Source organism: Desulfovibrio sp. 1188_IL3213 (assembly GCF_036763145.1).
Taxonomy (GTDB): Bacteria; Desulfobacterota; Desulfovibrionia; order Desulfovibrionales; family Desulfovibrionaceae; genus Desulfovibrio.
This window is the reverse complement of record NZ_JBAIYR010000017.1, coordinates 1-19,901: the sequence shown is the minus strand read 5'-3', so window position 1 is coordinate 19,901 and position 19,901 is coordinate 1. Positions and strand designations below refer to the sequence as shown.

26 protein-coding genes are annotated in these 19,901 nt (G+C 55.0%); 9 read left to right on the top strand and 17 right to left on the bottom strand.

The genetic code is table 11. The features are described from left to right. The coding region (locus V6C16_RS02225) for a hypothetical protein (protein WP_333542747.1) at positions 1–576 on the top strand (576 nt) is incomplete at its 5' end. A gap of 45 nt (positions 577–621) precedes the next feature. On the opposite strand, the gene V6C16_RS02220 is transcribed toward V6C16_RS02225, so the two are convergent. From V6C16_RS02220 to thpR, 4 genes are all read right to left on the bottom strand, one after another. Then, a complete protein-coding gene (locus tag V6C16_RS02220) occupies positions 622–1,725 on the bottom strand; it encodes a DNA alkylation repair protein (RefSeq protein WP_333534398.1) in 1,104 nt (367 codons plus the stop codon). Positions 1,726–1,870: 145 nt separating this feature from the next. Then, positions 1,871–2,437 carry a flavodoxin family protein gene (locus V6C16_RS02215; protein ID WP_333534399.1) on the bottom strand — a complete coding sequence of 189 codons (567 nt, stop codon included), beginning with the start codon at positions 2,435–2,437 and terminating at the stop codon, positions 1,871–1,873. 93 nt (positions 2,438–2,530) lie between these two features. Then, entirely contained in the window at positions 2,531–2,995 is a 465-nt protein-coding gene (locus V6C16_RS02210) for a GNAT family N-acetyltransferase (RefSeq protein WP_333534400.1), read from the bottom strand. Between the two features lie 2 nt (positions 2,996–2,997). Beyond that, positions 2,998–3,570 (bottom strand): RNA 2',3'-cyclic phosphodiesterase, encoded by a 573-nt coding sequence (thpR, locus tag V6C16_RS02205; RefSeq protein WP_333534402.1) that lies wholly within the window; start codon positions 3,568–3,570, stop codon positions 2,998–3,000. 278 nt (positions 3,571–3,848) lie between these two features. Between thpR and V6C16_RS02200 the strand changes: the two genes are divergently transcribed. Genes V6C16_RS02200 through traI form a run of 3 tightly spaced genes read left to right on the top strand, consistent with a single transcriptional unit; the run spans position 3,849 to position 6,263 of the window. Further along, positions 3,849–4,427: a lytic transglycosylase domain-containing protein gene (locus V6C16_RS02200; RefSeq protein WP_333534403.1), complete on the top strand. Its 579-nt coding sequence runs from the start codon at positions 3,849–3,851 to the stop codon at positions 4,425–4,427. Beyond that, positions 4,321–4,638 (top strand): plasmid mobilization protein, encoded by a 318-nt coding sequence (locus tag V6C16_RS14950; RefSeq protein WP_442886170.1) that lies wholly within the window; start codon positions 4,321–4,323, stop codon positions 4,636–4,638. The genes V6C16_RS02200 and V6C16_RS14950 overlap by 107 nt, the downstream gene beginning before the upstream one ends. Then, positions 4,635–6,263 (top strand): TraI/MobA(P) family conjugative relaxase, encoded by a 1,629-nt coding sequence (traI, locus tag V6C16_RS02190; protein ID WP_333534406.1) that lies wholly within the window; start codon positions 4,635–4,637, stop codon positions 6,261–6,263. The genes V6C16_RS14950 and traI overlap by 4 nt, the downstream gene beginning before the upstream one ends. Before the next feature lie 4 nt (positions 6,264–6,267). On the opposite strand, the gene V6C16_RS02185 is transcribed toward traI, so the two are convergent. Together V6C16_RS02185 and V6C16_RS14945 are read right to left on the bottom strand one after the other, a co-directional pair. Beyond that, positions 6,268–6,639: a helix-turn-helix domain-containing protein gene (locus V6C16_RS02185; protein WP_333534408.1), complete on the bottom strand. Its 372-nt coding sequence runs from the start codon at positions 6,637–6,639 to the stop codon at positions 6,268–6,270. Position 6,640: 1 nt separating this feature from the next. Continuing rightward, a complete protein-coding gene (locus V6C16_RS14945) occupies positions 6,641–6,772 on the bottom strand; it encodes an IS3 family transposase (protein WP_442886169.1) in 132 nt (43 codons plus the stop codon). Positions 6,773–6,796: 24 nt separating this feature from the next. Between V6C16_RS14945 and V6C16_RS02180 the strand changes: the two genes are divergently transcribed. Further along, complete coding sequence (locus V6C16_RS02180) at positions 6,797–7,039, top strand: hypothetical protein (RefSeq protein WP_333534409.1); 243 nt, start codon at positions 6,797–6,799, stop codon at positions 7,037–7,039. Between the two features lie 191 nt (positions 7,040–7,230). Here the strand turns inward: V6C16_RS02180 and V6C16_RS02175 are convergent, their stop codons facing one another. Together V6C16_RS02175 and V6C16_RS02170 are read right to left on the bottom strand one after the other, a co-directional pair. Then, positions 7,231–7,962 (bottom strand): carboxymuconolactone decarboxylase family protein, encoded by a 732-nt coding sequence (locus tag V6C16_RS02175; protein WP_333534410.1) that lies wholly within the window; start codon positions 7,960–7,962, stop codon positions 7,231–7,233. 12 nt (positions 7,963–7,974) lie between these two features. Further along, positions 7,975–8,466: a (R)-mandelonitrile lyase gene (locus V6C16_RS02170; protein ID WP_333534411.1), complete on the bottom strand. Its 492-nt coding sequence runs from the start codon at positions 8,464–8,466 to the stop codon at positions 7,975–7,977. Positions 8,467–8,701: 235 nt separating this feature from the next. Between V6C16_RS02170 and V6C16_RS02165 the strand changes: the two genes are divergently transcribed. After that, positions 8,702–9,637 (top strand): AraC family transcriptional regulator, encoded by a 936-nt coding sequence (locus tag V6C16_RS02165; protein ID WP_333534413.1) that lies wholly within the window; start codon positions 8,702–8,704, stop codon positions 9,635–9,637. A 64-nt stretch (positions 9,638–9,701) separates the two neighbouring features. Here the strand turns inward: V6C16_RS02165 and V6C16_RS02160 are convergent, their stop codons facing one another. From V6C16_RS02160 to V6C16_RS02125, 8 genes are all read right to left on the bottom strand, one after another. After that, positions 9,702–10,313 (bottom strand): flavodoxin, encoded by a 612-nt coding sequence (locus V6C16_RS02160; RefSeq protein ID WP_333534414.1) that lies wholly within the window; start codon positions 10,311–10,313, stop codon positions 9,702–9,704. 29 nt (positions 10,314–10,342) lie between these two features. Beyond that, positions 10,343–10,771, bottom strand: coding sequence for a cyclophilin-like fold protein (locus V6C16_RS02155; protein WP_333534415.1), 429 nt, complete (start codon positions 10,769–10,771; stop codon positions 10,343–10,345). A gap of 57 nt (positions 10,772–10,828) precedes the next feature. Beyond that, complete coding sequence (locus V6C16_RS02150; protein WP_333534416.1) at positions 10,829–11,554, bottom strand: DUF4405 domain-containing protein; 726 nt, start codon at positions 11,552–11,554, stop codon at positions 10,829–10,831. Between the two features lie 9 nt (positions 11,555–11,563). Next, entirely contained in the window at positions 11,564–12,019 is a 456-nt protein-coding gene (locus V6C16_RS02145) for a cyclophilin-like fold protein (protein ID WP_333534417.1), read from the bottom strand. A gap of 127 nt (positions 12,020–12,146) precedes the next feature. Then, entirely contained in the window at positions 12,147–13,331 is a 1,185-nt protein-coding gene (locus V6C16_RS02140; RefSeq protein WP_333534418.1) for an arabinose transporter, read from the bottom strand. Between the two features lie 101 nt (positions 13,332–13,432). Then, positions 13,433–13,825, bottom strand: a complete 393-nt coding sequence (locus tag V6C16_RS02135) for an alpha/beta hydrolase (RefSeq protein ID WP_333534420.1) — start codon at positions 13,823–13,825, stop codon at positions 13,433–13,435. 15 nt (positions 13,826–13,840) lie between these two features. After that, positions 13,841–14,476: an alpha/beta hydrolase gene (locus V6C16_RS02130; RefSeq protein WP_333534422.1), complete on the bottom strand. Its 636-nt coding sequence runs from the start codon at positions 14,474–14,476 to the stop codon at positions 13,841–13,843. Positions 14,477–14,623: 147 nt separating this feature from the next. Next, the gene (locus V6C16_RS02125) at positions 14,624–15,316 is read right to left on the bottom strand and encodes a DNA topoisomerase (protein ID WP_333534423.1); all 693 of its coding nucleotides are present in this window, start codon (positions 15,314–15,316) and stop codon (positions 14,624–14,626) included. A 196-nt stretch (positions 15,317–15,512) separates the two neighbouring features. On the opposite strand from V6C16_RS02125, the gene V6C16_RS02120 reads away from it, so the two are divergent. Next, on the top strand, positions 15,513–16,043 hold the full coding sequence (locus tag V6C16_RS02120) for a hypothetical protein (RefSeq protein WP_333542745.1): 531 nt from the start codon (positions 15,513–15,515) through the stop codon (positions 16,041–16,043). Here the strand turns inward: V6C16_RS02120 and V6C16_RS02115 are convergent. Next, complete coding sequence (locus V6C16_RS02115) at positions 16,003–16,947, bottom strand: AraC family transcriptional regulator (protein ID WP_333534425.1); 945 nt, start codon at positions 16,945–16,947, stop codon at positions 16,003–16,005. The genes V6C16_RS02120 and V6C16_RS02115 overlap by 41 nt on opposite strands. Before the next feature lie 192 nt (positions 16,948–17,139). On the opposite strand from V6C16_RS02115, the gene V6C16_RS02110 reads away from it, so the two are divergent. Both V6C16_RS02110 and V6C16_RS02105 read left to right on the top strand, forming a co-directional pair. Beyond that, positions 17,140–18,141, top strand: a complete 1,002-nt coding sequence (locus tag V6C16_RS02110) for a DUF362 domain-containing protein (protein ID WP_333534427.1) — start codon at positions 17,140–17,142, stop codon at positions 18,139–18,141. 12 nt (positions 18,142–18,153) lie between these two features. Further along, positions 18,154–19,590: a flavodoxin gene (locus V6C16_RS02105; protein WP_333534429.1), complete on the top strand. Its 1,437-nt coding sequence runs from the start codon at positions 18,154–18,156 to the stop codon at positions 19,588–19,590. Positions 19,591–19,901: the final 311 nt, after the last annotated feature.

The following is a 19,901-nucleotide window of genomic DNA, read 5'->3' as shown; positions in this document are numbered from 1 at the left end:
GAAGTCATTTTCCGGCACCTGGATCTGGCCTCCATGTGCCTCGGCGCACCCACCCCGGCCAGCGGCTTCATCGACATCGACATGCGCACCATCGTGCGGGATTCCGGTCTCGGCCAACGCCGCTGCGAACGGGCCATTGCCCTGCTGAAAGAAACCGGATTCATGCGAGTGAAGCAGCCCCGGCAACAGAACGAGGAAGGCGCATTTTTCGGCTGCCGGGCCATCCGCATTGTCACGGAAGCCCTTTTTGAAGCTTTGGGACTTGGCCCGATGCTGCACCGGGAACGGGCACGGGCCTCGGAGCGCCTGCGCCGCAAAGCCCAGAAGATGAACAAAAAGCTGTCTGACTTGATGACCCGCTTGCGGGGTTCCTTCAAATCGCCATCGAAACACGGTTTTCGGCTGCCCTTTGCCCGAACCGACGAAAGCCGGGAACAACGCACTCTCGCCTGGAATCGAAAATGGGGAGAACTGGTGCTCCGGGGCGTACCCCCTGAGGAGGCCCAGCGACAAACCAATGAGATTTTGGGCTATTCTTTGAGCTACAGCCCCGGCCAGGAATACCGCCGCCGCTGACGGGCGGTTACAAGAAAACGGCTCCGTGGCCTGCGCAACAACAGGCTATTTTGCGGCCAATACCTCAAAATCCAGTGTGCCTCGCTCCTCGCCGTTTACAAGCAGCGTAACGGAGTGCGTGCCGGGGTAGTGTTTCCGTGTGCTTACTTCCGCAAAAGAATGGCTTTTGGTGTACGACTTCTTTCCATTTTTCGGTAAGGAAATCTCGGAGATCTGGAATATCTTGCGGTTTCGTTTGCCGTTCGCCTTCATATAATCAATGCCGTATTCCAGCCGCACCCTGGCGACCTTTTTTGTCTCAATGGTAAAGGAAAAGCTTATGGCCTCGCCAATGGGAACAGATGCGGCACGCAGCGCAAAGCCGTCAACGTGCACAGAGTTGGCATCCGCAAAGCCAAAGATATTCAGCACGTTTCTGTCACCCTTTTTAAGAAGCGTCCTGCACCCATGCTTTACAATCCAGTCGGTGTGTGCATTTTTGCCGTACCAGTCTCTTGTGATTTTTGCGATCAACTCAGGATGCGTTTTGGAAATATCGTTAAGGTTATTGGCCACGCTTTTACGGACATACAGCGACGGATCGCTTTTCAGTCGCTCCAAAATGGCAAGAACCGGCAACGGATCTTTTTTGAAGCTGACGAGCGCCTGCCCCCACGGCAGCGCCGGGCGGCACCCCTCACTGGCAAGCCGCCGGACATGCTCATTGTCGTGCCCGGCCCAGGCAGCCATCTGCGCCATCATACGCGCTTCATGCTTTATGATGAACGGCCTCACGGCAAACTCGGCAGTTGAGTATGCGGTATATCGTTCGAGCGCGGCCATCGACACATCCCAATGAGCCGCGTCCTGCCCGTGGACTTCAACAAAATCCGGGAAGCACAGGAGCGTAAAGTCGGCAAAACCAGCGGGATACCCCGCAATGACTTTATCAAGGATCGCCAGGGCCTGTTCATAATCGCGCGGCAAATGCCTGCCCAGATGGATGGTGATTTGCCGCATGCGGGCTTTCAGTTCCAAGCTATCCCATGTTTCATCCATAATATCGGCGACAAAATCATCAACCGGAAACGGAGAGTATGCGGCACTGATACGCAGAGCCAGATCGTGAAGCGACTCGTAAGTAAACCTGTTTTTCAGCGGTTCCGGCATACGTTTCCTTTTTCAAGAGCTGTGCACGCACATTGCTCTCGAAATATGTGTCGCAAGGTCTGGCCTTAGGTGTCGCGCATAAATCCCCAAAAGGCAAAAATGAAGAAAGGCAACAATCAAACAGGTTGCCTTTCCAGGGGTAAACTTACAACGCCGACCCATACTCTTTAGCTTTCTTCAACAACGCGGGATTCTTGGCGGCTTCGCCCGCATCGTTGGCAGAGCCGTACAGCGCCCCGGCAAAGGCCGCTCCCAGGTAAGAGCAGGTATCCTGTATGGAGCGGATGGCATTGATGCCGCCGGAGTCATAGGGATCTTCGCCTTCATGCGCGAGCACCAGTCCTATCTTTTTACGGCTGAAACAGTTCGTTCCGTCAGGAAACTCTTTTCCGCCCAGGGCATAACAGCGGTCAATGAACTGCTTGATCTGCCCGCAAAGGTTGAACCAGTATACGGGTGACGTGAATACGAGCACATCGGCTTCTTCCAGTATGGGGTAAAACTGGCCCATGTCATCTTTGAGAATACATCGGCCATCCTTCGTTTTCCGGCAGCCCATGCAGGCCCGGCACGGCCCGATGTTCAGCTTGGCGATGTCCGTTATTGTCACTTCATGCCCGGTTTCCCGTGCGGCTTCCGCCGCTCTTTCCGCAAGCCACGAGGAATTGCTGCTTTTCCGCCAACTGCTGGTTATGAACAGTACCTTGGCCATACATCGCCTCCGTTTTGGTGATCATAATGGCCGAGATTACCGGCCCTGCCTTTAAAGTCAACCGGCGGCCTGCTCCTCCCGAACGGCTTTTCATCATTCTTTGTGGGTAATAAACTTGTGAAATTTCAACTGTCCGTCATCCATGACCCCGCATTCCACCCAGCCGAGATGACGGTAAAAGCCGGGAGCGCGTATCCCCGGCTCAGATCCGGTGGCCAGCCAGGCTTCTTTCACCCCTTGTTTGGCAAGCTCGGATTCGACCACTTCCATAATGGCGCGGCCTATGCCTTTGCCTTCATAATCTGGATGCACAAACAGCGCGAACAAGTAGCCTTCGGATACTTGCGCCATGGCAAAGCCGACGATCCGGCCATCGGCCACGGCCACCGGCACAATGTAGTCGCCGCCCGTAATCATGTCGGCCACCGACTGCGGGGTGATGTCCAGTTCCGCAAGTTCTTCGAGACTCATGTGGTTCTCTTTGACCGCGCAGCGCACGGTAAAGATGTCGGAAACGTCCACTTCTGTGGCGGGTCGTATATCTACTGTATTTTTCATAATTATTCAGCGGTAAGGCTGTACCGCGCTTCAACCGTGTGCTTTGCTCCTTCGGGAGCCAGCACGCTGCTGAACAGCGTGAATGCGTTTACTGGGAACGGCGTTTGGGCCGCAATGGACTGCCGCGCCGTAAGTTCCCGCAAGGCCTTTCGGTCAGCGTTCTTCATTCTGCCCAAAGTGATATGCGGCGAAAAACGCCCTTGCGGAAGCCGCAGATCAGCCCGTGCCGCAAGCGTGGCGTCAATCTGTTCTTTCAACGCGAGCAATTCTTGTGACGCCTCTATCCCGGCCCAGAGAATCGCCTGCGGCCTTCTATCGAAAAATCCAAGCTGGCTCAGGCATAAAGAAAAGCTCTTTGTCTGAACTTCTTCAAGCGCTGCCCGGATTCTTTCCGCTTGCGCCACCGGCACCTCGCCAATGAAGCGCAAGGTCAGATGCAAATTTTCCGGTGCAGTCCAGCGTATCCCGGACAATCCCTTTTGCAACGCCGTAAGGGCTTCCCGAACGGCATCAGGCAATTCCACAGCCACAAAAAGGCGCTGCATTTTCTCTGGAGTGTGGTCTTCGGAATTCATTGTGCCGCCTATATAAAATCCCTTGAAATCTGTTGCAAGGGTTTGCAGGAATATGAACGGTTTTCAACCGAACATAAAACATCTTACAATATCTTAAAACATGCTGAAATCACAGCGTATATCCGAAAAACTTTCAACATCGCGTGATATACTGCAATCACTTCGGAGGACAGGACAAGGTAGGTAGGCCCACCTTTTGGGTGTTCCCCTCCCGTCCTGCCCTGCGGGGCTGACTTATTCGCGTTCCGCTCAACGTAAAACCCAAGAGGTTTGACCCCATGAAAACAAGACTTCTGGCACTGGCGGTCGCCTTGTTCGTTCCGTTTGGAGAGGCTGTTGCGGAGGAGCCGCCTTCCGCCCTGGTCAAGGCCATCGCCCGGCAGGAATCCGGCCTGAATCCCCTGGCCGTTAATGTGGCAGGCAAGTCGCACTATCCGGCCACACGGGAAGAAGCGGAAAATCTGATCCGCGAAGCCCTGACTGCCGGAAAGAGCTTTGATGTAGGCAAAATGCAAATCAATAACTGGTGGATGAAGCGGTTTTCCATTGATCCGTTTTCCTTGCTCGATCCCGACGTGAACGAAGCCTGGGGAAAGCGGATACTGGCGGAAGAAATCGCCAGGCATGGCTTGAACTGGCAAGCCGTGGGCAAATACCATTCGCCCGACCCGGAGCGCGGCAGGCAATATGCCTGGCTCGTCTACCGGCACTATGCAGGCCAGAGAGCCTCCAATAAAAAGGAGGCTCCACATGCCCAGCAAAAAACACGTCCTCAAAATCTACCTGACATCGGCGGAGTTTGGCGAAATCCGAGCATCAGCCGACCGGGCCGGATTGTCACTTTCGACCTTCAGTAAGAAAGTCTGCTTGGGGTTCAGCGTGCCCAGCCTGGAGCATCACGAGGCCCGGCTGGAGCTTCGCCGCCTGAAAGGCGACCTGGGCCGCTTGGGCGGACTGATCAAGCAGGCACTGGCCAACGGAGCCGACCGGCACATCGTCCACAAATTGCTGCATGAACTGGACGCCCGGCAACGGGACGTGCAGGCCGCAGCCGAGCGCATACGATGATCAGCAAGCGCGTATTTATCGAGGCGAAAAACGACAATTACGCCCGCCTTGCCGAGTATATTGCCGCCGCCGGGCCATCCGGCGAGAAATGCCTGATGAACTGGTGCGCAGGCATGCTGGGCGGCGAGGACTACGCGGAAGGCATTGCGGAAGCCCTGGACGTGCAGGCGCGAAATACCCGCGCTGCGTCAAAGACGTACCATCTGGTGATCAGCTTCCGCCCGGAAGACGAGGCCAAGCTGACGCCGGAAGTCTTCAAGACCATTGAAGAGCGGTTTGCCTCCGCTCTCGGCTATACCGACCATCAGCGCCATTGCGGCGTTCACAAAAACACGGGCAACCTGCACATGCACGTTGCCTACAACATGATCCACCCGGAAAAATACACCTGCCACAAGGAATTCCGGGATTTCTGGATACGCGACAAGGTATGCCGGGCCATAGAACGTGAATTCGGCCTGACGGTTGATAACGGCATTGAACACACATCTTCAGATCGACAGCGCGGCAACGACAAAGCGCAGCTTGTGGAAGCCCACACCGGCCAGCAATCATTCGATTCCTACGCCAAGGAGCACCGGGAAGCGATACTCCGCGCCCTGGAGGCCGCAACGTCCTGGCAGGATCTGCACACGGCCCTGGCCGGACATGGTATGGAGATAAAAAAGCACGGCAATGGCCTGGTCATCAAAGACCGGCACAGCAAAAAAACCAGCCACTCTATAAAGGCCAGCGGCCTGGACAGGGGTTTGTCCATGAAGAGGCTGGAGGCTCAGTTCGGTTCCTACCAGCCGTCACAGGCTATGGAGCATGTCCAGGAGCGGACACGCTATGCCGCTGCTCCCTTGCACCGTTCTCCGGAGCGCGGCCAGCTCTTTGCCGAATACCAGACAGGCATTGCAGTGCGAAAAACCAGACTGCAAACCGTCAAAGAGCAGGAAGACGCCACGCTCGCCGCTATCCGTGCCGAATGGGCGGACAAGCGCCGGGAGTTGGAGCGGAAAAACATTGCCAAGAAAAATCTGCGAAGACTCATTCAACTTACCCGCAAGCACGAAGCCGAAGCCATTGCCAGGGCAAAACAGTCTTTCCAGGAGCCCCGCAATAACGTGCGTCAGGAAATCCCGTTCAAATCCTGGAACGGCTTCTTGCAGCACAAAGCGGAGCAGGGAAACGAGATTGCGCTGGCCGTGCTTCGTTCTCGGCGCGATCTTGTTGAGCCGGAAATCATCGCACAGGCCAAGGACTGGTCAGCGCACGGGAATAGTTCAGTAAAAATAGATTACCTACAAAAGGAACGCGCCGTGCTGGAGCATGAGGGATTGGCGGCAAAAGCCAAGCGCCGGTTGCAGGCCATTTTACGAATGGAGCAAGTCGCCTCGGCCAGCGGCAAAAGCAGTGTCTCTTCCCGCGTGGACAAAAACGGAGCCGTCATCTTTGCCTTGCCTTCGGGCGGCGCTATCCGGGACAGCGGCAACAGGTTGTCCTTTTCGGCAAACAATAAAGAGGCGGAGACCTTGGCTCTGCAATATGCGCGGAAAAAATGGGGAAAAGAATTATATCTGGAGGGGAACGAAATCACCCGCATGCCTGCTGTTGAGCGCAAACGAGGAATGGAACGGTAAAACGTCAGCGAGGTTTGCGGTACATCAGGCGGCGTCTCGTTTTTCTCTGCACTGAGGCGCATTCAGGCATCGCAGGATCAGGTACTCTGTTCACAAGCTCAGCCGCGAGTTCATGCGGGGAGAACAATTTTAGAAGGCTGACGGGATCTACAGAACCGGCTTGCGGCAATCCCCTTGTCACCTCTGCGGCTTGAAGATAACGCGGGCCGGTTCCGGTTAGAACCCATTGCGGGTTTATCCCCTTGCGCAGGAGGAGCGTCAGCAACCACTCAGCCGGAATGGACTTACGTTTTTTGGCATCGGAAATAGATGATTGGCGGATGCCTAAAAATGCCGCCAGTTCAACTTGACATAGGTCGTCAAATTCGGACGCCAACCTATGCAGCCATGGCCAGTTGCTCCTCTTGAAGTTTACGAGCAAAGGCCACTGGTGAAAGATAGCCGAGCGCCGCTTGTCGACGTTGTCTGTTGTAAAACATTTCAATGTATTCCGTGACATCGTCGGGCAAAGGTGTCCACAGTTATGCGGACACATGAAGGGTTATTCACAAAGATTTTCGAGAGAGATAAAGACGGCAATGGCGTTTTCCATTGCCACTGCGGCGGAGGATAAGGCTTTGAGTTCAGGGCACGGCTTTTTGCCTTTGCATGCTCGTACGCGGCTTTCGCAAAGCATGAAGGCCAACCGGATTGTCTTTGCGGCGGTGTGTTTGAATTCTTGGGAAGAAACTGTAACTGTTTTCTCCATGGCAACCCCATTTGGTTCCTGTTGTTAAAATGTTTTGGTTAAAAATTTACGATTCGGCCATGCTAAAATATCTTGTTACTTATTGATTTATATTTGTTTTCCCATTTAGGGGTGTGAAAAAAAAGCGAACTTCGCGGCTCGCTTGTTAAGTAGTTAAACCCTGAACTGCCCCTTGCCATCTTTGTTACAAGGGGCAGCTTCCGTCTGCCGCAGAACCGTTTATTTGGCGCGTCCAGCCAATACCGCTTTGAGTGTTTCCCCGGCGGTTGCGGCTTCGCCTTTCCCAACCCGTTTTTCCAGGACGCTGACAAAATCTTTCATCTGCCCTTCGGTCAGCCCCATATTCATGGCTCCGCCCATGTGAAAGCGAAGCTGGCCTGCTGTTCCGCTCATGGCGGCGAGAGCGGATATGGTGGAAAGCTCCCGGCTCTGCCAATCAAGGTTGTCTCGGTAGAAAATGTCTGCAAACAGATGTTCTTTCAAAAAGCTGTCTATGGCCGGAGCAAAAAGTTGGTAGCCGCTCGGCGGGGGGATGGTCGGGCGTCCGCCGATCTTGGCGCGAGTTTCCGCACCATATTGATCCCGGTTGAAATTCGCGGGCATGGGCGTTGCTTCTTTGCCAAGCTCGTCTTTAATCCCCTTCTTCTCACGCTCGTCTATTACAGCCATGAGGGTGTTGATGCCGTTCAGGCTGCGCGGAAATCCTGTATAGGCGTAAAGCTGAATAAGAACTTCCTTGACCTCGTTCACCGTCAGTCCGGCATCGAGCCCTTCGTTAAGAGAGGTTTTGAGTTTTTCAAGGTCGCCATTGGCGGTGAAGGCCGAAATGGTGACAAGAGCTTTTTGTTTGTCATTCAATGTGTTGGCGTTCACGGTCTGCGCCTCCGAAATGGCTGTGAATCCCAAAAGCAACACCAGGGCACCCGCCAGGGTTACGATTTTTTTCCGCATATCTTCTCCCGCTTACCGTTTGCTGTATTGTTCGTCTGTGACTTCTTCCATCCATTCCACCTTCTTGCCGTCTTTGAAGGGGGTTATGGCAATGTGCGTCATGGCGCTGGTTGGTGAAGCGCCGTGCCAGTGTTTAACCCCTGCCGGACATTCAACCACATCGCCCTTGTTGATGACTTCCACTTTACCGTCCGCAGTACCGGTAAGCCCTGATCCTTCGATAACAATCAGACGCTGCCCTGCGGGGTGAGTATGCCAGAAGGAACGGGCTTCAGGCTGGAAGATGACTGTGGACATCGCAAAATTGGCGTCCGGCGTGGCGGGAAGAATGGAGATATGACTCACATCTCCGGTGAAAGTTTTGTTGGATGCCTTGTTTTCCGGCTTGGAGCCAGCTTTCACCACTGCCTGCTCTCCTGCCGCCTGCTGCGACGAGGCTTCGCCAACGAATGCACCCATGGTAAAAAATACTCCCAAAGCCAGAAGTAGCGCCGTCATTTTCATAAATATCTCCCTGGTGATGTTGTTTTCGTAATGTCCATATGGCCAGCCTTGTCTGCGTATGCCCACTGTAGGGCCTCTAAACCCGGAACTGAATATCCGTTTCTGCCGAAATGCTGCCTATTTCTCTCGGAGGTCTTTTCATAAAAAGCGATAGATGCTAAAAATAGCTAAATTGTAAATGGATAATCCTGCCAAATGATGAAAATCGGCAGCACTTATCAGAGAGGTTCGCAATATGAATGTTCCCGCAACCGGCGTTGACCGGATAAACGAACAGCTCAAAGAACAGGTTCTTCGCTGGACGCCTGAAACCGGACGGCTCCAGACAGCCATTGACGGCTTTATGGTGGTGAGGCGGGCTCAGAATAATGAAGTGGTCAATATTTTCGATATCCCGCTTATCGGACTGACTGTGCAGGGTTTCAAGCATTCGGTCATTGGCAGTCAAAGCTACCAATACGGTGAGGGGCATTGCCTGATAACAGGCATCGACATGCCGACTTCAAGCCGTATTCTGCCTGTTTCCCCAGATTCACCCGGCGAACACTTTCTAGCCGTGGCATTGCATTTGGACAGGGAATTGATCGCGCAACTGGCCGCTGAAACGCCGCCTGTGCAGAGATACAGCGGCCCGCACAAAGTGGTTGCCGTGGCAGAGGCAGATCCAAAGGTGGTTGCCGCCTTTTTGCGGCTGATCAACCTTCTTGATGAGCCGGAAGAAATTCCGGTAATGGCCCCGCTGTTCATACGCGAAATTCATCATCGGCTTTTGGCAGGTCCGCAGGGTGAATGGCTACGCACAGTCTGCACCAACGGCACCCGGACAAACCAGATCGCCCGCGCTATCACCTGGCTGCGCGAGAACTACAAAGAACCATTACGGGTTGATGTACTGGCGCAAATGGTCAACATGGCTACGTCCACTTTCCATAGGCATTTTAAAGAGGTCACTGACCGGAGCCCATTGCAGTTTCAGAAGCAACTGCGTCTTTATGAAGCTAAACGGTTGATGCTGTTCGACAGCCACGATGTCAACAATGCCGCCTATGCCGTGGGGTATGAAAGCTCCACGCAGTTCATCCGCGAATACAAGCGGGAATTCGGAGCGCCGCCTCGCCGCGATACATCACGCCTACGTCCGCAGATGGAGGCCGAAGCCTTACAGGCATAACCAGCCTGACCAACAAAAAAGGGTTGCCACCGGGCAACCCTTTTTTGTTGGTCACTGTAGTCTGTCAGAGAATTTTGCCAAGCCAGGCATCAAGTTGCCTGCCAACCGCCTCTTTACGCTCCTCCTGGTAGGCCCGCCCGTCCGGCTCTTCCCCTCGACCATTATCATAGGTGCCGCGAAAGCCGATGCTTTCCATGACACGGGCATTTTTCGCCCGGTTGCGCAGATCGCCGTCAAACCGCCTTCCGTCACCCGCATATGTGTAAAACCCGGCAACCGTCTTTCCCTGGAAATCAATATCGCGCAAAAAGGTCATTACAGGCGTTGCCGCCGTGTACCACCAGATGGGGCTCCCGATGATCACCACATCGTATCGGCTTATGTCCGGGAATTCCCCTTTGAGTTCAGGCAGGTTGCCGGTTTCCAGTTCTTCCTTGGGAATATCCGCAGCAGCCGGACGTTCTCGCGTATATGTTTTGACGGTTTCAATTTTATATATGTCACCGCCTGTTTTAGCCTGGATCATCCTGGCCACAGCTTCCGTATTGCCGGACTTGGAATAAAAAACCACCAGCACCTTTGGCTTTCCGGCTTCAGCGGCCAACACTTTACCGGGCACCATTCCAGGCACAGTGACGCAGCCCAAAAGCAGCAGGCCGTATAAGAGTAATTTCATGCTTGTGTCCTCCCTGTTTTTATGCGGGCCTACTTATCCATCAGCTCAAAGGTGACATTTATGTCGCCGGTTCGCCTGAATATTTCTACTCCGTCGATACGGCCAATTTTCTGCAAGCTGCTGATCCGCTCGCCGTTCTGCTCGTACATGATCACAAAGCTGTGCCGTGGCGTCCAATACACAATGTCGCCTACTTCGTAACCGCTGGTACCTGCTTCGTTTGCAGGCAGCGCATCCGGGAAGCGGTAGCACATTTCACGCGAGTACAGATCCATCATCGGTATCGTGAGCGGGAATTTGGCGACCAAAGCTCTGGTAGTCGCGTTGTTCAGGAATGTTGCGGTCAGCACATGCTCGCCGGCGGTAACTTTGACCTTGATTTCGCGGGCTTCGGCAGCGTTTGCGCTGAATGGAAGTACAGCCATGAACGCTATTGCGAGTAGAATTGCTTTGAACATTGTAATCTCCTTATGCTGCCGCCTCAGAAACGACAGCCGGTATTGTTTCTGTTTGCCCTACAGTTGACGGCCAGGTCGGCTGGCAGCCAGGGGTATGGCTGTATCCACAAGTTTCCCAGCCAGACGCATAACGAGGTGCGTTATGAATGCATACAGTGCCATGATGGAAAAGGCGCTGGCATAGAACAAAACGGCTGGACGTTCCATATCCCAATAATCAAACCCGAATCCAAGGAACAGCTTGGCTCCCATTTCCCGATCAAACGAGGCCCAGATGCCGAAAGCAAGAACCGTAAACGCAAGGATTCGCAAGGCGGTGAGTGTCACGGGATGCAAAAGTGCGTTCCCTGTCATCTTGCGCACAAATCCGCTGATCATGCTCCAGTGCATTCCAGTATGAATGCCTATAATCACCAGCCCCCAGTAAGCAGCAAGGGTGTGCCATTCGCGGTACTGCATTCCGCCTTTCAGTTCCAGGAAGGAAAGAACAAAACGGGAGTTCATCATGCCGCCTGCGGCCAGGAGCAACATCAAGCCAAGCAGTGAAAGGTTCACCGCAGTATTCACAAGGCGGCGGAGGGTATATTTTCCTTTAAAAAGATTCGTATACCAGCGGCGGTTGATCCAGGTAAGCACGGCGAACAGGGTAAACAGCGCCATGCCCAACCATTCGTGAGTTTTTTCTTCCGTGAGCCGGAAGCCCAGGCTGGCCAGGAACAAAACGAGCATGGCCAGATCAATGCCCAGCTTGACGGCTATGGAAAGCGATTTTCGGCGTATCATGCCGACTCCTTATTGCTCCGCCGGCGCGATACGCACCTGGATGGAACGGCCAAGGCTGAACAGCGGCTGGATGTCGGAAGTCATAGCGCCGAGCACCACTACCCCGTCCACACTCGCGCCGGTTTCTTCTTTTTCAATGAAAATGACGAAATCCTGTCCGGGTATCCAATAAGCCAACTCGCCGTTGCGATACCCTTTTTGTACCTGTTCCCGGCTGTATTGCAGGGGTGATATGTCTCCGCAATAATCCCGGTTGCCGCGATTCAGTGACACCGTGAGCGGAAGTTTCGCTATGAGATCTTTGGCAGCGGCATTGTCGTAAAGAACAGCGGAGTAGGTGCTACCTTCAATGGTCAGAGCTATTTTCGTGCTCTTTTCTTGAGAATCGCCTTGCTGGGCAAACGCCGTCAAACACATGAGCAGGATTATTGCCATGGCGAATAGGCTTATTTTTATAGTGTGCATGAAAAACTCCTCATTTCTCTTTTTTGAAAATTACCTGAAATCAGAAAACTCCTATTGGTGCTTACAGCATAGGCATTCAGCCGCCATGTTTGAAGATACGATCCTGCCTCTATACTGCCTGATTCTCTCACCTGTTTATCATTATGCGATAAGCAACTAAGCCTGAACAAAGCACAGTCATGGTACTCACGCCGTAAATCATGCTGACGCTTGATATCCCTGCAATGAGTCCAAGCGCAGGCCCGGAAATGCCCAGCGCCAGATCCAGAAAAGCCGTATATGCGCCCATGGCCACGCCGCGTTGTTCCGGCGCGGCTGCCTGTACGGCTTCTACTCCCAGGCCGGGGTACACCAGGGAATAGCCAAGGCCGGTCAACGCCGCCCCGATGAAGGCAAGAAGAGAGTCGGGCGCGAGCCAGATGCAGGCTTGCCCGGACGCCTCAATGATAAGGCAGGTCAACGCCACCTTGGCCCCGCCTATCTTGTCCGGCAGATGCCCGAAACAGACACGGCCAAGCATGAAAAATATGCTGAGCAGCGAAAAGGCCAGCCAGGCTTGATCCCACCCATGCTGTGCGAATAACAACACAATAAAGGTCGTAATGGCTCCAAACCCCACGCTGCTGAAGGCTAGGCCCACTCCCGGCACCCACACGGCACGGAGTACGCTGTTCAGTGAAGCCCGCGTTTTGGCAATCGGCAACGCGGCAGGCAGAGGCGCAATAAACACCATGGCAAGAAGCGGGAGCGCAAAGGTAGCCAGCGATATGGCCTGAAAGCCGATGGAGGAAAACAACATGGTGCCAAGGGGAGCGCCCACCGCATAGGCAATATACATGGCCGTTCCCACCCAGGAGAGAACCATGCCTGTGTTGTTTGCTCCGGCCCGGATGATGCCCCAGGTTGAAGCCCCGGTGATGATGAAACTTTCTCCCGCACCGAGAACGGCTCTGCCGAATAAAAGAACGGTCATGGAAAGGTACGGACTGCGCATAAAAAACAGTGAGAGGTAATACAAACCTCCTGCCAGCGCGGCCAGGACAAGCCCCAGCATCATAGAGCGTTTCGCGCCTTTCGTGTCGGCGTAGACACCGGCCCAGAAGCGGGAAAGAAAAGACGCGCCGAACTGAGCGCCCGCTACCAGCCCTACATAGAGGGTCGGCAGGCCAAGGTCTTCATGGACGTGCAGCGGGATAACCGGCATGGCCAGACCAATGACCAGAAAGGATACCAGAATTGTCCCGACAAGTGGCCCCAGAGCCGAAAACAATGGGTGTGGGTGTGACGTATGTATTGCTGTAGGAGTTGCCATGAAAGCGCCTTTACCGCCTGCAAAGGTGGATTTTGCTGATAGACAAAGGCCGGAACAAAAGACGGGGCGAAGTGCCCGCCGCTTGTTCCGGCCTTTAGGGGTTACAGATGTTTGCCGTAAAAGTCCGTGAGCTTGTCCACAACGCCCGGCACATACTGCTCTTTGTCGTAGAGGTCGATGTGGGTTGCGCCTTTGATGATGAAGAGTTCACGGGGTTCCCGCGCCATATTGTAAGCGTCCTGGCTCAAATACAGAGTATCCGCCGCGCTGCCAGCTATGAGCAGGAGCGGACGGGGCGAGATCCAATCCACATGGTCGAACGCGGTGTACTCAAACATTTTGTCAAAGCTGGTAAACCGGTAGCGGTTCGTGGAACGGGGATGGGCTCCGCGCTCCGTGCGGTAATACTCATAGCCCTCGCGCCAGAGAGAGTTCGGAGCTGCGCTTGCCGGAATTTCGTCTGGAGAGTTGACCACATAGCCGATGTATCGCACATCGCCACCGGCAGCCTAAATGGTGCGCTGCCTGCCGACTTCTTCCAGAACCTTGTTCCGGCTTTCATCGGTCATGGTGCCGCCGATACCTTCCCGGCGAGTGCGCCCGGAATCAACGGCGCTGATGGTGGCAACCGCCTTAATGCGGGCCTCGGTCTGCGCGGCGTGTACGGTGTAGCCGCCTCCAGCGCAGATGCCCAGAGCGCCTACGGATTTCACGGCTGGATGGTTGGAAAGAAAATCAGTGGCGCTGCGAATGTCTTCCACGCGGGTAGCGGGATCTTCAATGAAGCGGGGCTCGCCTCCGCTTTCGCCCTGATAGGAAGCATCATAAGCCAGGGTGATAAAGCCTTTTTGCGCAAGGCGCTCCGCATACAGGCCCGCCGTTTGTTCCTTTACCCCGCCACCAGGATGGGTAATGACAATGGCCGCGTATTTCTTGGAAGAATCATAGTCAGCCGGAGTGAAAAGGTTGCCGACTACGGTTATTGCTTTGTTGGGAAAAGTTACCTTTTGGACGTGGACGCCCTTTCCCAAGGCCAGGGGCGTGGAAGTTGTTTCAAATTTTTGGGATGAGGCCCAGGCGGAAGCGGCCACCCAACACATGCCGATAAGGGCAAACACGGAAGCAACTGCGAAATTCTTGATCATACCAGCTCCTTTTTTACTGCCGCCTGCTCTCATTTGCAGGCGGCAGCACTTTTTTGATGAGCTCAATATGTCGATTTCACAGGCTTATGGTAAGATACGATCCTGCTTGAAAGCTGCCTGATCCTGTCGGAAGAGCTTCGTTTCAGTTCATGCCTTGCATTCCGGCCAGCCGGTGCAGCCCCAGAAGTCATAACCGCCCTTGCCGTCTTTGCCGGGCTTTTTCACCCGGCGCACCATAGGCTTGCCGCATTTTGGGCAGCCCTTGCCCGTGGCCTTGGCAAAGGCCTCGAGTTCCTGCTCCAGGCGGGCATGGGCTTCGCCGACCACGGCGCGATAGTCGGCCTTGCCTGCCGCAATATCGTCCAAGGCCTGCTCCATCGTGCGGGTGAACTCGTAGTCAACAAAGCTGAAATTGCCGTGCAGGGAATCGACCACCATGACACCCACGGGCGTAGGAACCAGGAAGCGTTTCTCGGTTTTGACATAACCTCGGCTCATAATGGTATCCAGGATGGCGGCATAAGTGGACGGACGGCCAATGCCGCGCTTTTCCAGCTCTCGGATCAGACTGGCTTCCGTGAAACGGGCGGCGGGCTTGGTCTTTTTCGTCAGCACAATGCCGGACAAAGCTGTGGGGCGGGTTCCCGGCTTCATGGCCGGTACGGGGTTTTCCGGATCTGCTGAATCGTCAGTATCTTCAGTGGCCGCATCACCAGCAGTCAGAACTTTCCAGCCCTGTGAGAGCAATGTTTTGCCCTTTGCTTCAAAGAGCGCCTGTTTGCCGTCCATTGCAATGCGCAAAACCAGGCTGCAAACCGTCAAGGAACAGGAATACGCCATGCTCGCCGCCATCACAGAATGGGCAGCCAAGCGCCGGGAACTGGAGCGCAAAAACATCGCAAAGAAGAATCTGCGAAGACTCATTCAACTTGCCCGCAAGCACGAAGCCGAAGCCATTGCAAAGGCAAAACAATCTTTTCAGGAGCCGAGCAACAATGTGCTCCAGGAAGTCCCGTTCACGTCCTGGAACAGTTTTTTGCAGCACAAGGCGGAACAGGGAAACGAGATCGCGCTGGTCGTGCTTCGTTCCCGGCGCGATCTTGTTGAGCCGGAAATCATCGCACAGGCCAAGGACTGGTCAGTGCACGGGAATAGTTCAGTAAAAATAGATTACCTACAAAAGGAACGCGCCGTGCTGGAACATGAGGGCTTGGCGGCAAAAGCCAAGCGCCGTTTGCAGGCCATTTTACGAATGGAACAAGTTGTCTCGGTCAGCGGCAAAAGCAGTGTCACTTCCCGCGTGGACAAAAACGGAGCCGTCATCTTTGCCTTGCCTTCGGGCGGCGCTATCCGGGACAGCGGCAACAGGCTGTCCTTTTCGGCAAACAATAAAGAGGCGGAGACCTTGGCTCTGCAATATGCGCGGAAAAGTGGGGTAAAGGAATCCACCTTGAGGGGAATGAAATCATTTGTAATCCCTCAGTTGAGCGCAAAAAAGGAATGGAACGGTAGCAGCACTTCCAGCATCAGGGTATTTTGTGTTGAACTGGAAAATGTTCTTTCCTGATTCGTTTGATATCGCGGTGTGGTGGCTCTCCGAACATGCGTTTGTATTCGCGACTGAATTGCTGGATGTTTTCATATCCTACTGCGCGGCCGGCGTTGTTGGCGTCCATTCCTTCCGCCAGCATCAGGCGCTGGGCCTCATAGAGCCGCAGATATTTCTGGTATTGGATGGGGCTGACCGAGGTGACCTTTTTAAACTGGCGGTGAAAAGTCGAGGTCGCCATGCTCACCCGGTCCGCCAGTTCCTCCACCCGGAGCGGCTGCACGTAATTTTCCCGCAGCCAGGTCACGGCCGCGGCCACCTGGTTGCTGTGCGAGCCGACGGTGTAAATTTTCCGGAGCGAGGCTCCCTGCGGACTCATGAGCACCCGTGTAATGATTTCGCGAATGAGCAGGGGCGCGCGCAAGGCCAGATGCTGGGGGTGTTCGAGGAGTTCCACCAGCCGGGTGAAGGCGTCCAGAACGCCCTGGTTGACCTGGGCGATGGAAACGCCGAGCGGATCCACGAACCCGGGAATCGGCGGAATCTGCGCGGAAAGCTCCGTTGCGACCGCACGGTCGATTTCCAGGGAAACCGCGAGCAAAGGCCGTTCCGGGGTGGCGTCGAGAATTCTGCTGGTGCTCGGCATGTCCACGCCGTTGACCAGGCTGTCCATGGCGCCGTAGCGGAACACTTCGTTGCCGATGAGCGATTCCTTCTTCCCCTGCACGATCAGGCCGATGGCCGGCGCGTAGAAACAGACGTCCGTCCTGCTGGTGTCGTTCCACCGGGTCAGCGACAATCCCTGGACCTGCGTCTGGACTTTGCCGTCCTCGCTGGTCATGCGGGATACCGCTTCCGTAAGGCGTTCGCCGAGAATGGCGACGTTGTCTTCTGCCCACTGGACGTTCGTAGTCTGTTCCATCTTGTGCTCCAGTTTTATTTGCATAATCCTGCCCTAATTTGAGCAAAAGGGGAATGCGGTGGCAGGAATATGCAAAAATAAGATAAAATTGGATATTCGTTATTGCGCTCCGGATGGATATTTTACCACATAACCTCCCTTCCTCCGCCTGCCGCATGTGCCGCGGGGAAAGTCCATCCAAAGGAGCATATAATGAAAAAGAATCTCTCAAGACGCACATTCCTGAAAGGAGGAGCTACCGCGGTCGGAGCCATCGCTGCCGCCGGCGTGCTGCTCAAAGCGGATCCTGTTTTCGCGGCCGTGCATGGGAACAATAACGCAGCCCCGGCTTCAGGCAAGGCCAAGGTGTTTTTTACCAAAGACCTCAGCGCGGAGAGCCTGCAAAAAATGTATCGCCAGGTCAGCGGGCCTTTGACAGGCAAGGTGGCCGTCAAGTTGCATACGGGCGAGCCTCACGGACCGAATATTGTGCCGGTTTCCTGGGTCAAGGAGTTGCTGCCGGAAATACCTGACGGAACGGTCGTCGAAACGAACGTTTTCTACGACAGCCCGCGCAAAACAACCGAAGGTCACCGGGAAACTCTGCGAACGAACGGCTGGGACTTTTGCACGGTGGACATACTGGACGCGGACGGCGACGTGAACCTTCCCATTAACGGCGGCAAATGGTTCAAGGAAGTCGCCATGGGCAGGAATATTCTGAACTACAACTCCATGCTGGTGCTCACCCACTTCAAGGGGCACACCATGGGAGGATTCGGCGGGTCCATGAAGAACATCGCCATCGGCTGCGCGTCCGGAAAAGTCGGGAAAAAGCAACTCCACCAGCAAGGTAATAACATGTGGGGATTCTCCGGAGAGCGCTTTATGGAACACATGGCTGAATCCGCCAAAGCGATAATAGACCACTTTGGCCCGCGCATTGTTTACATCAACGTACTGCGCAACATGTCGGTTGACTGCGACTGCGCGGGAACTGACGCCGCGCCCGTGGTCACCCCGGACCTCGGCATTCTCGCCTCTACCGACCTCTTGGCTATAGACCAGGCTTCCGTCGACCTGGTGTACGCCCTTCCGGAAGCAGAGCGACACGCTCTGGTGGAGCGCATTGAATCCCGTAGTGGCTTGAGGCAGCTCACCTATATGAAGGAGTTGGGCATGGGCAGCTCCGAGTATGATCTTATAACACTATGAAGGATTTCAGTTATGACTCGTAATTTCCTGTTTATGGTTTCATTCATACTGCTGCTGGCTGCACTGGCGAGCCCCGCGGTGGCAAACCAGGAGCCATCAATGTCCAACCAACCGAAGACCACTTCCGCATCAGGCAACCGTGTTCTGGTCGCCTATTTTTCCTGCTCCGGAAACACAGAGCGGGTCGCCGGGCTGATAGCGGAGCAAACCGGCGCCACGCTCTACAAAATTACGCCTGAAACGCCCTATACGTCCGCCGACCTGGACTACCGGAACTCTTCCTCGCGTTCGTCCAGGGAGCAGAACGACGCTTCCGCCCGTCCCGCGCTTTCCGGCTCGGTGCAGGGCATGCAAAACTATGACGTCATCTTCATCGGCTACCCCACCTGGTGGGGCCAGGCGCCCAAAGTCATCCTGACTTTCCTCGAAAGCCACGACCTGGGCGGTAAAACCGTCGTGCCGTTCACGACCTCGCACAGCAGCCCGCTCGGTTCCAGCGACACCAACCTGCACAGGTTCGCTCCTTCTGCGAACTGGAAACCGGGTATACGCTTCTCCGGGCAGGCGTCGCGCGAAGCAGTCAACGAATGGCTACAGGGTCTGCGGCTGACCGCGAACAGAGCCCGCGGCACGAGCAACTTCGACTTGAACAACAGAACGGTTCTGCTCAACAGCGGCCATGCCATGCCCATCGTGGGCCTGGGTACTTACAGCCTGCAGGGCGGCGTCTGCGCGCGGTCGGTTTCAGAACACCTGAAAGCCGGCGGCCGCCTGATCGACACGGCGTTCATATACCACAACGAGGCGAGCGTCGGGCAGGGTGTCAGGGAATCCGGCGTGCCGCGGGAAGAAGTTTTTGTCACTACGAAGCTATATCCGAGTCAATACGCCAACGCGGACGCGGCCATCGACGAAGCGCTGCAAAAACTGGATCTGGGATACATCGACCTCCTGCTGCTCCACCATCCGGGCGAGCATGACGTGGCTGCCTACAAGGCGATGGAACGGGCCGTGCGGGACGGCAAGGTCCGTTCCATTGGCCTGTCCTGCTACTACGTCGCGGAGCTGGACAAATTCCTGCCGCAAGTTTCCATCACCCCGGCCCTGGTGCAAAACGAGATACACCCCTATTACCAGGACAACGACGTGACCCCGTACATCCAGAGCAAGGGAATCGTTGTGCAGGGCTGGTATCCGCTGGGCGGCAGGGGGTACAACAAGGAACTGCTCAATGACCCGACGCTGGCAGGGATCGCCCGGGTGCACGGCAAATCCCTGGTCCAGGTCATTCTCCGCTGGAACCTGCAAAAGAGCGTGGCCGTCATCCCCGGCTCGAGCAATCCCACCCATATCAGGGAGAATCTGGGCATCTTCGATTTCACGCTTTCGGAAAAGGACATGGCCGCAATCAACGCTCTCGACCGGAACGAAAAACACGACTGGTACTAAGATAACCTTGGAACATGCGGCCCCGCCCTTACGCTCTGCTATGTTCAACCATTCTTGATTGAAATGAATTTTTTCCGCCGGGTCTGGCAGGAACATACAAAAATTGGATAATTCCGTATCTATAAAGGGCCGCTCCGGCGGCCTATATCTATCCGGACATTATGAAACTGCCCGCAAGGGAAAAATCGCAAGGAGATTACCATGAACATAGACTTTACCGGGCAGGTGGCGCTGGTCACCGGAGCCGGATCAGGAATCGGCCGCACGACGTCCATCGCGTTTGCCAGGGCGGGCGCGGCCGTCGTGGTCGC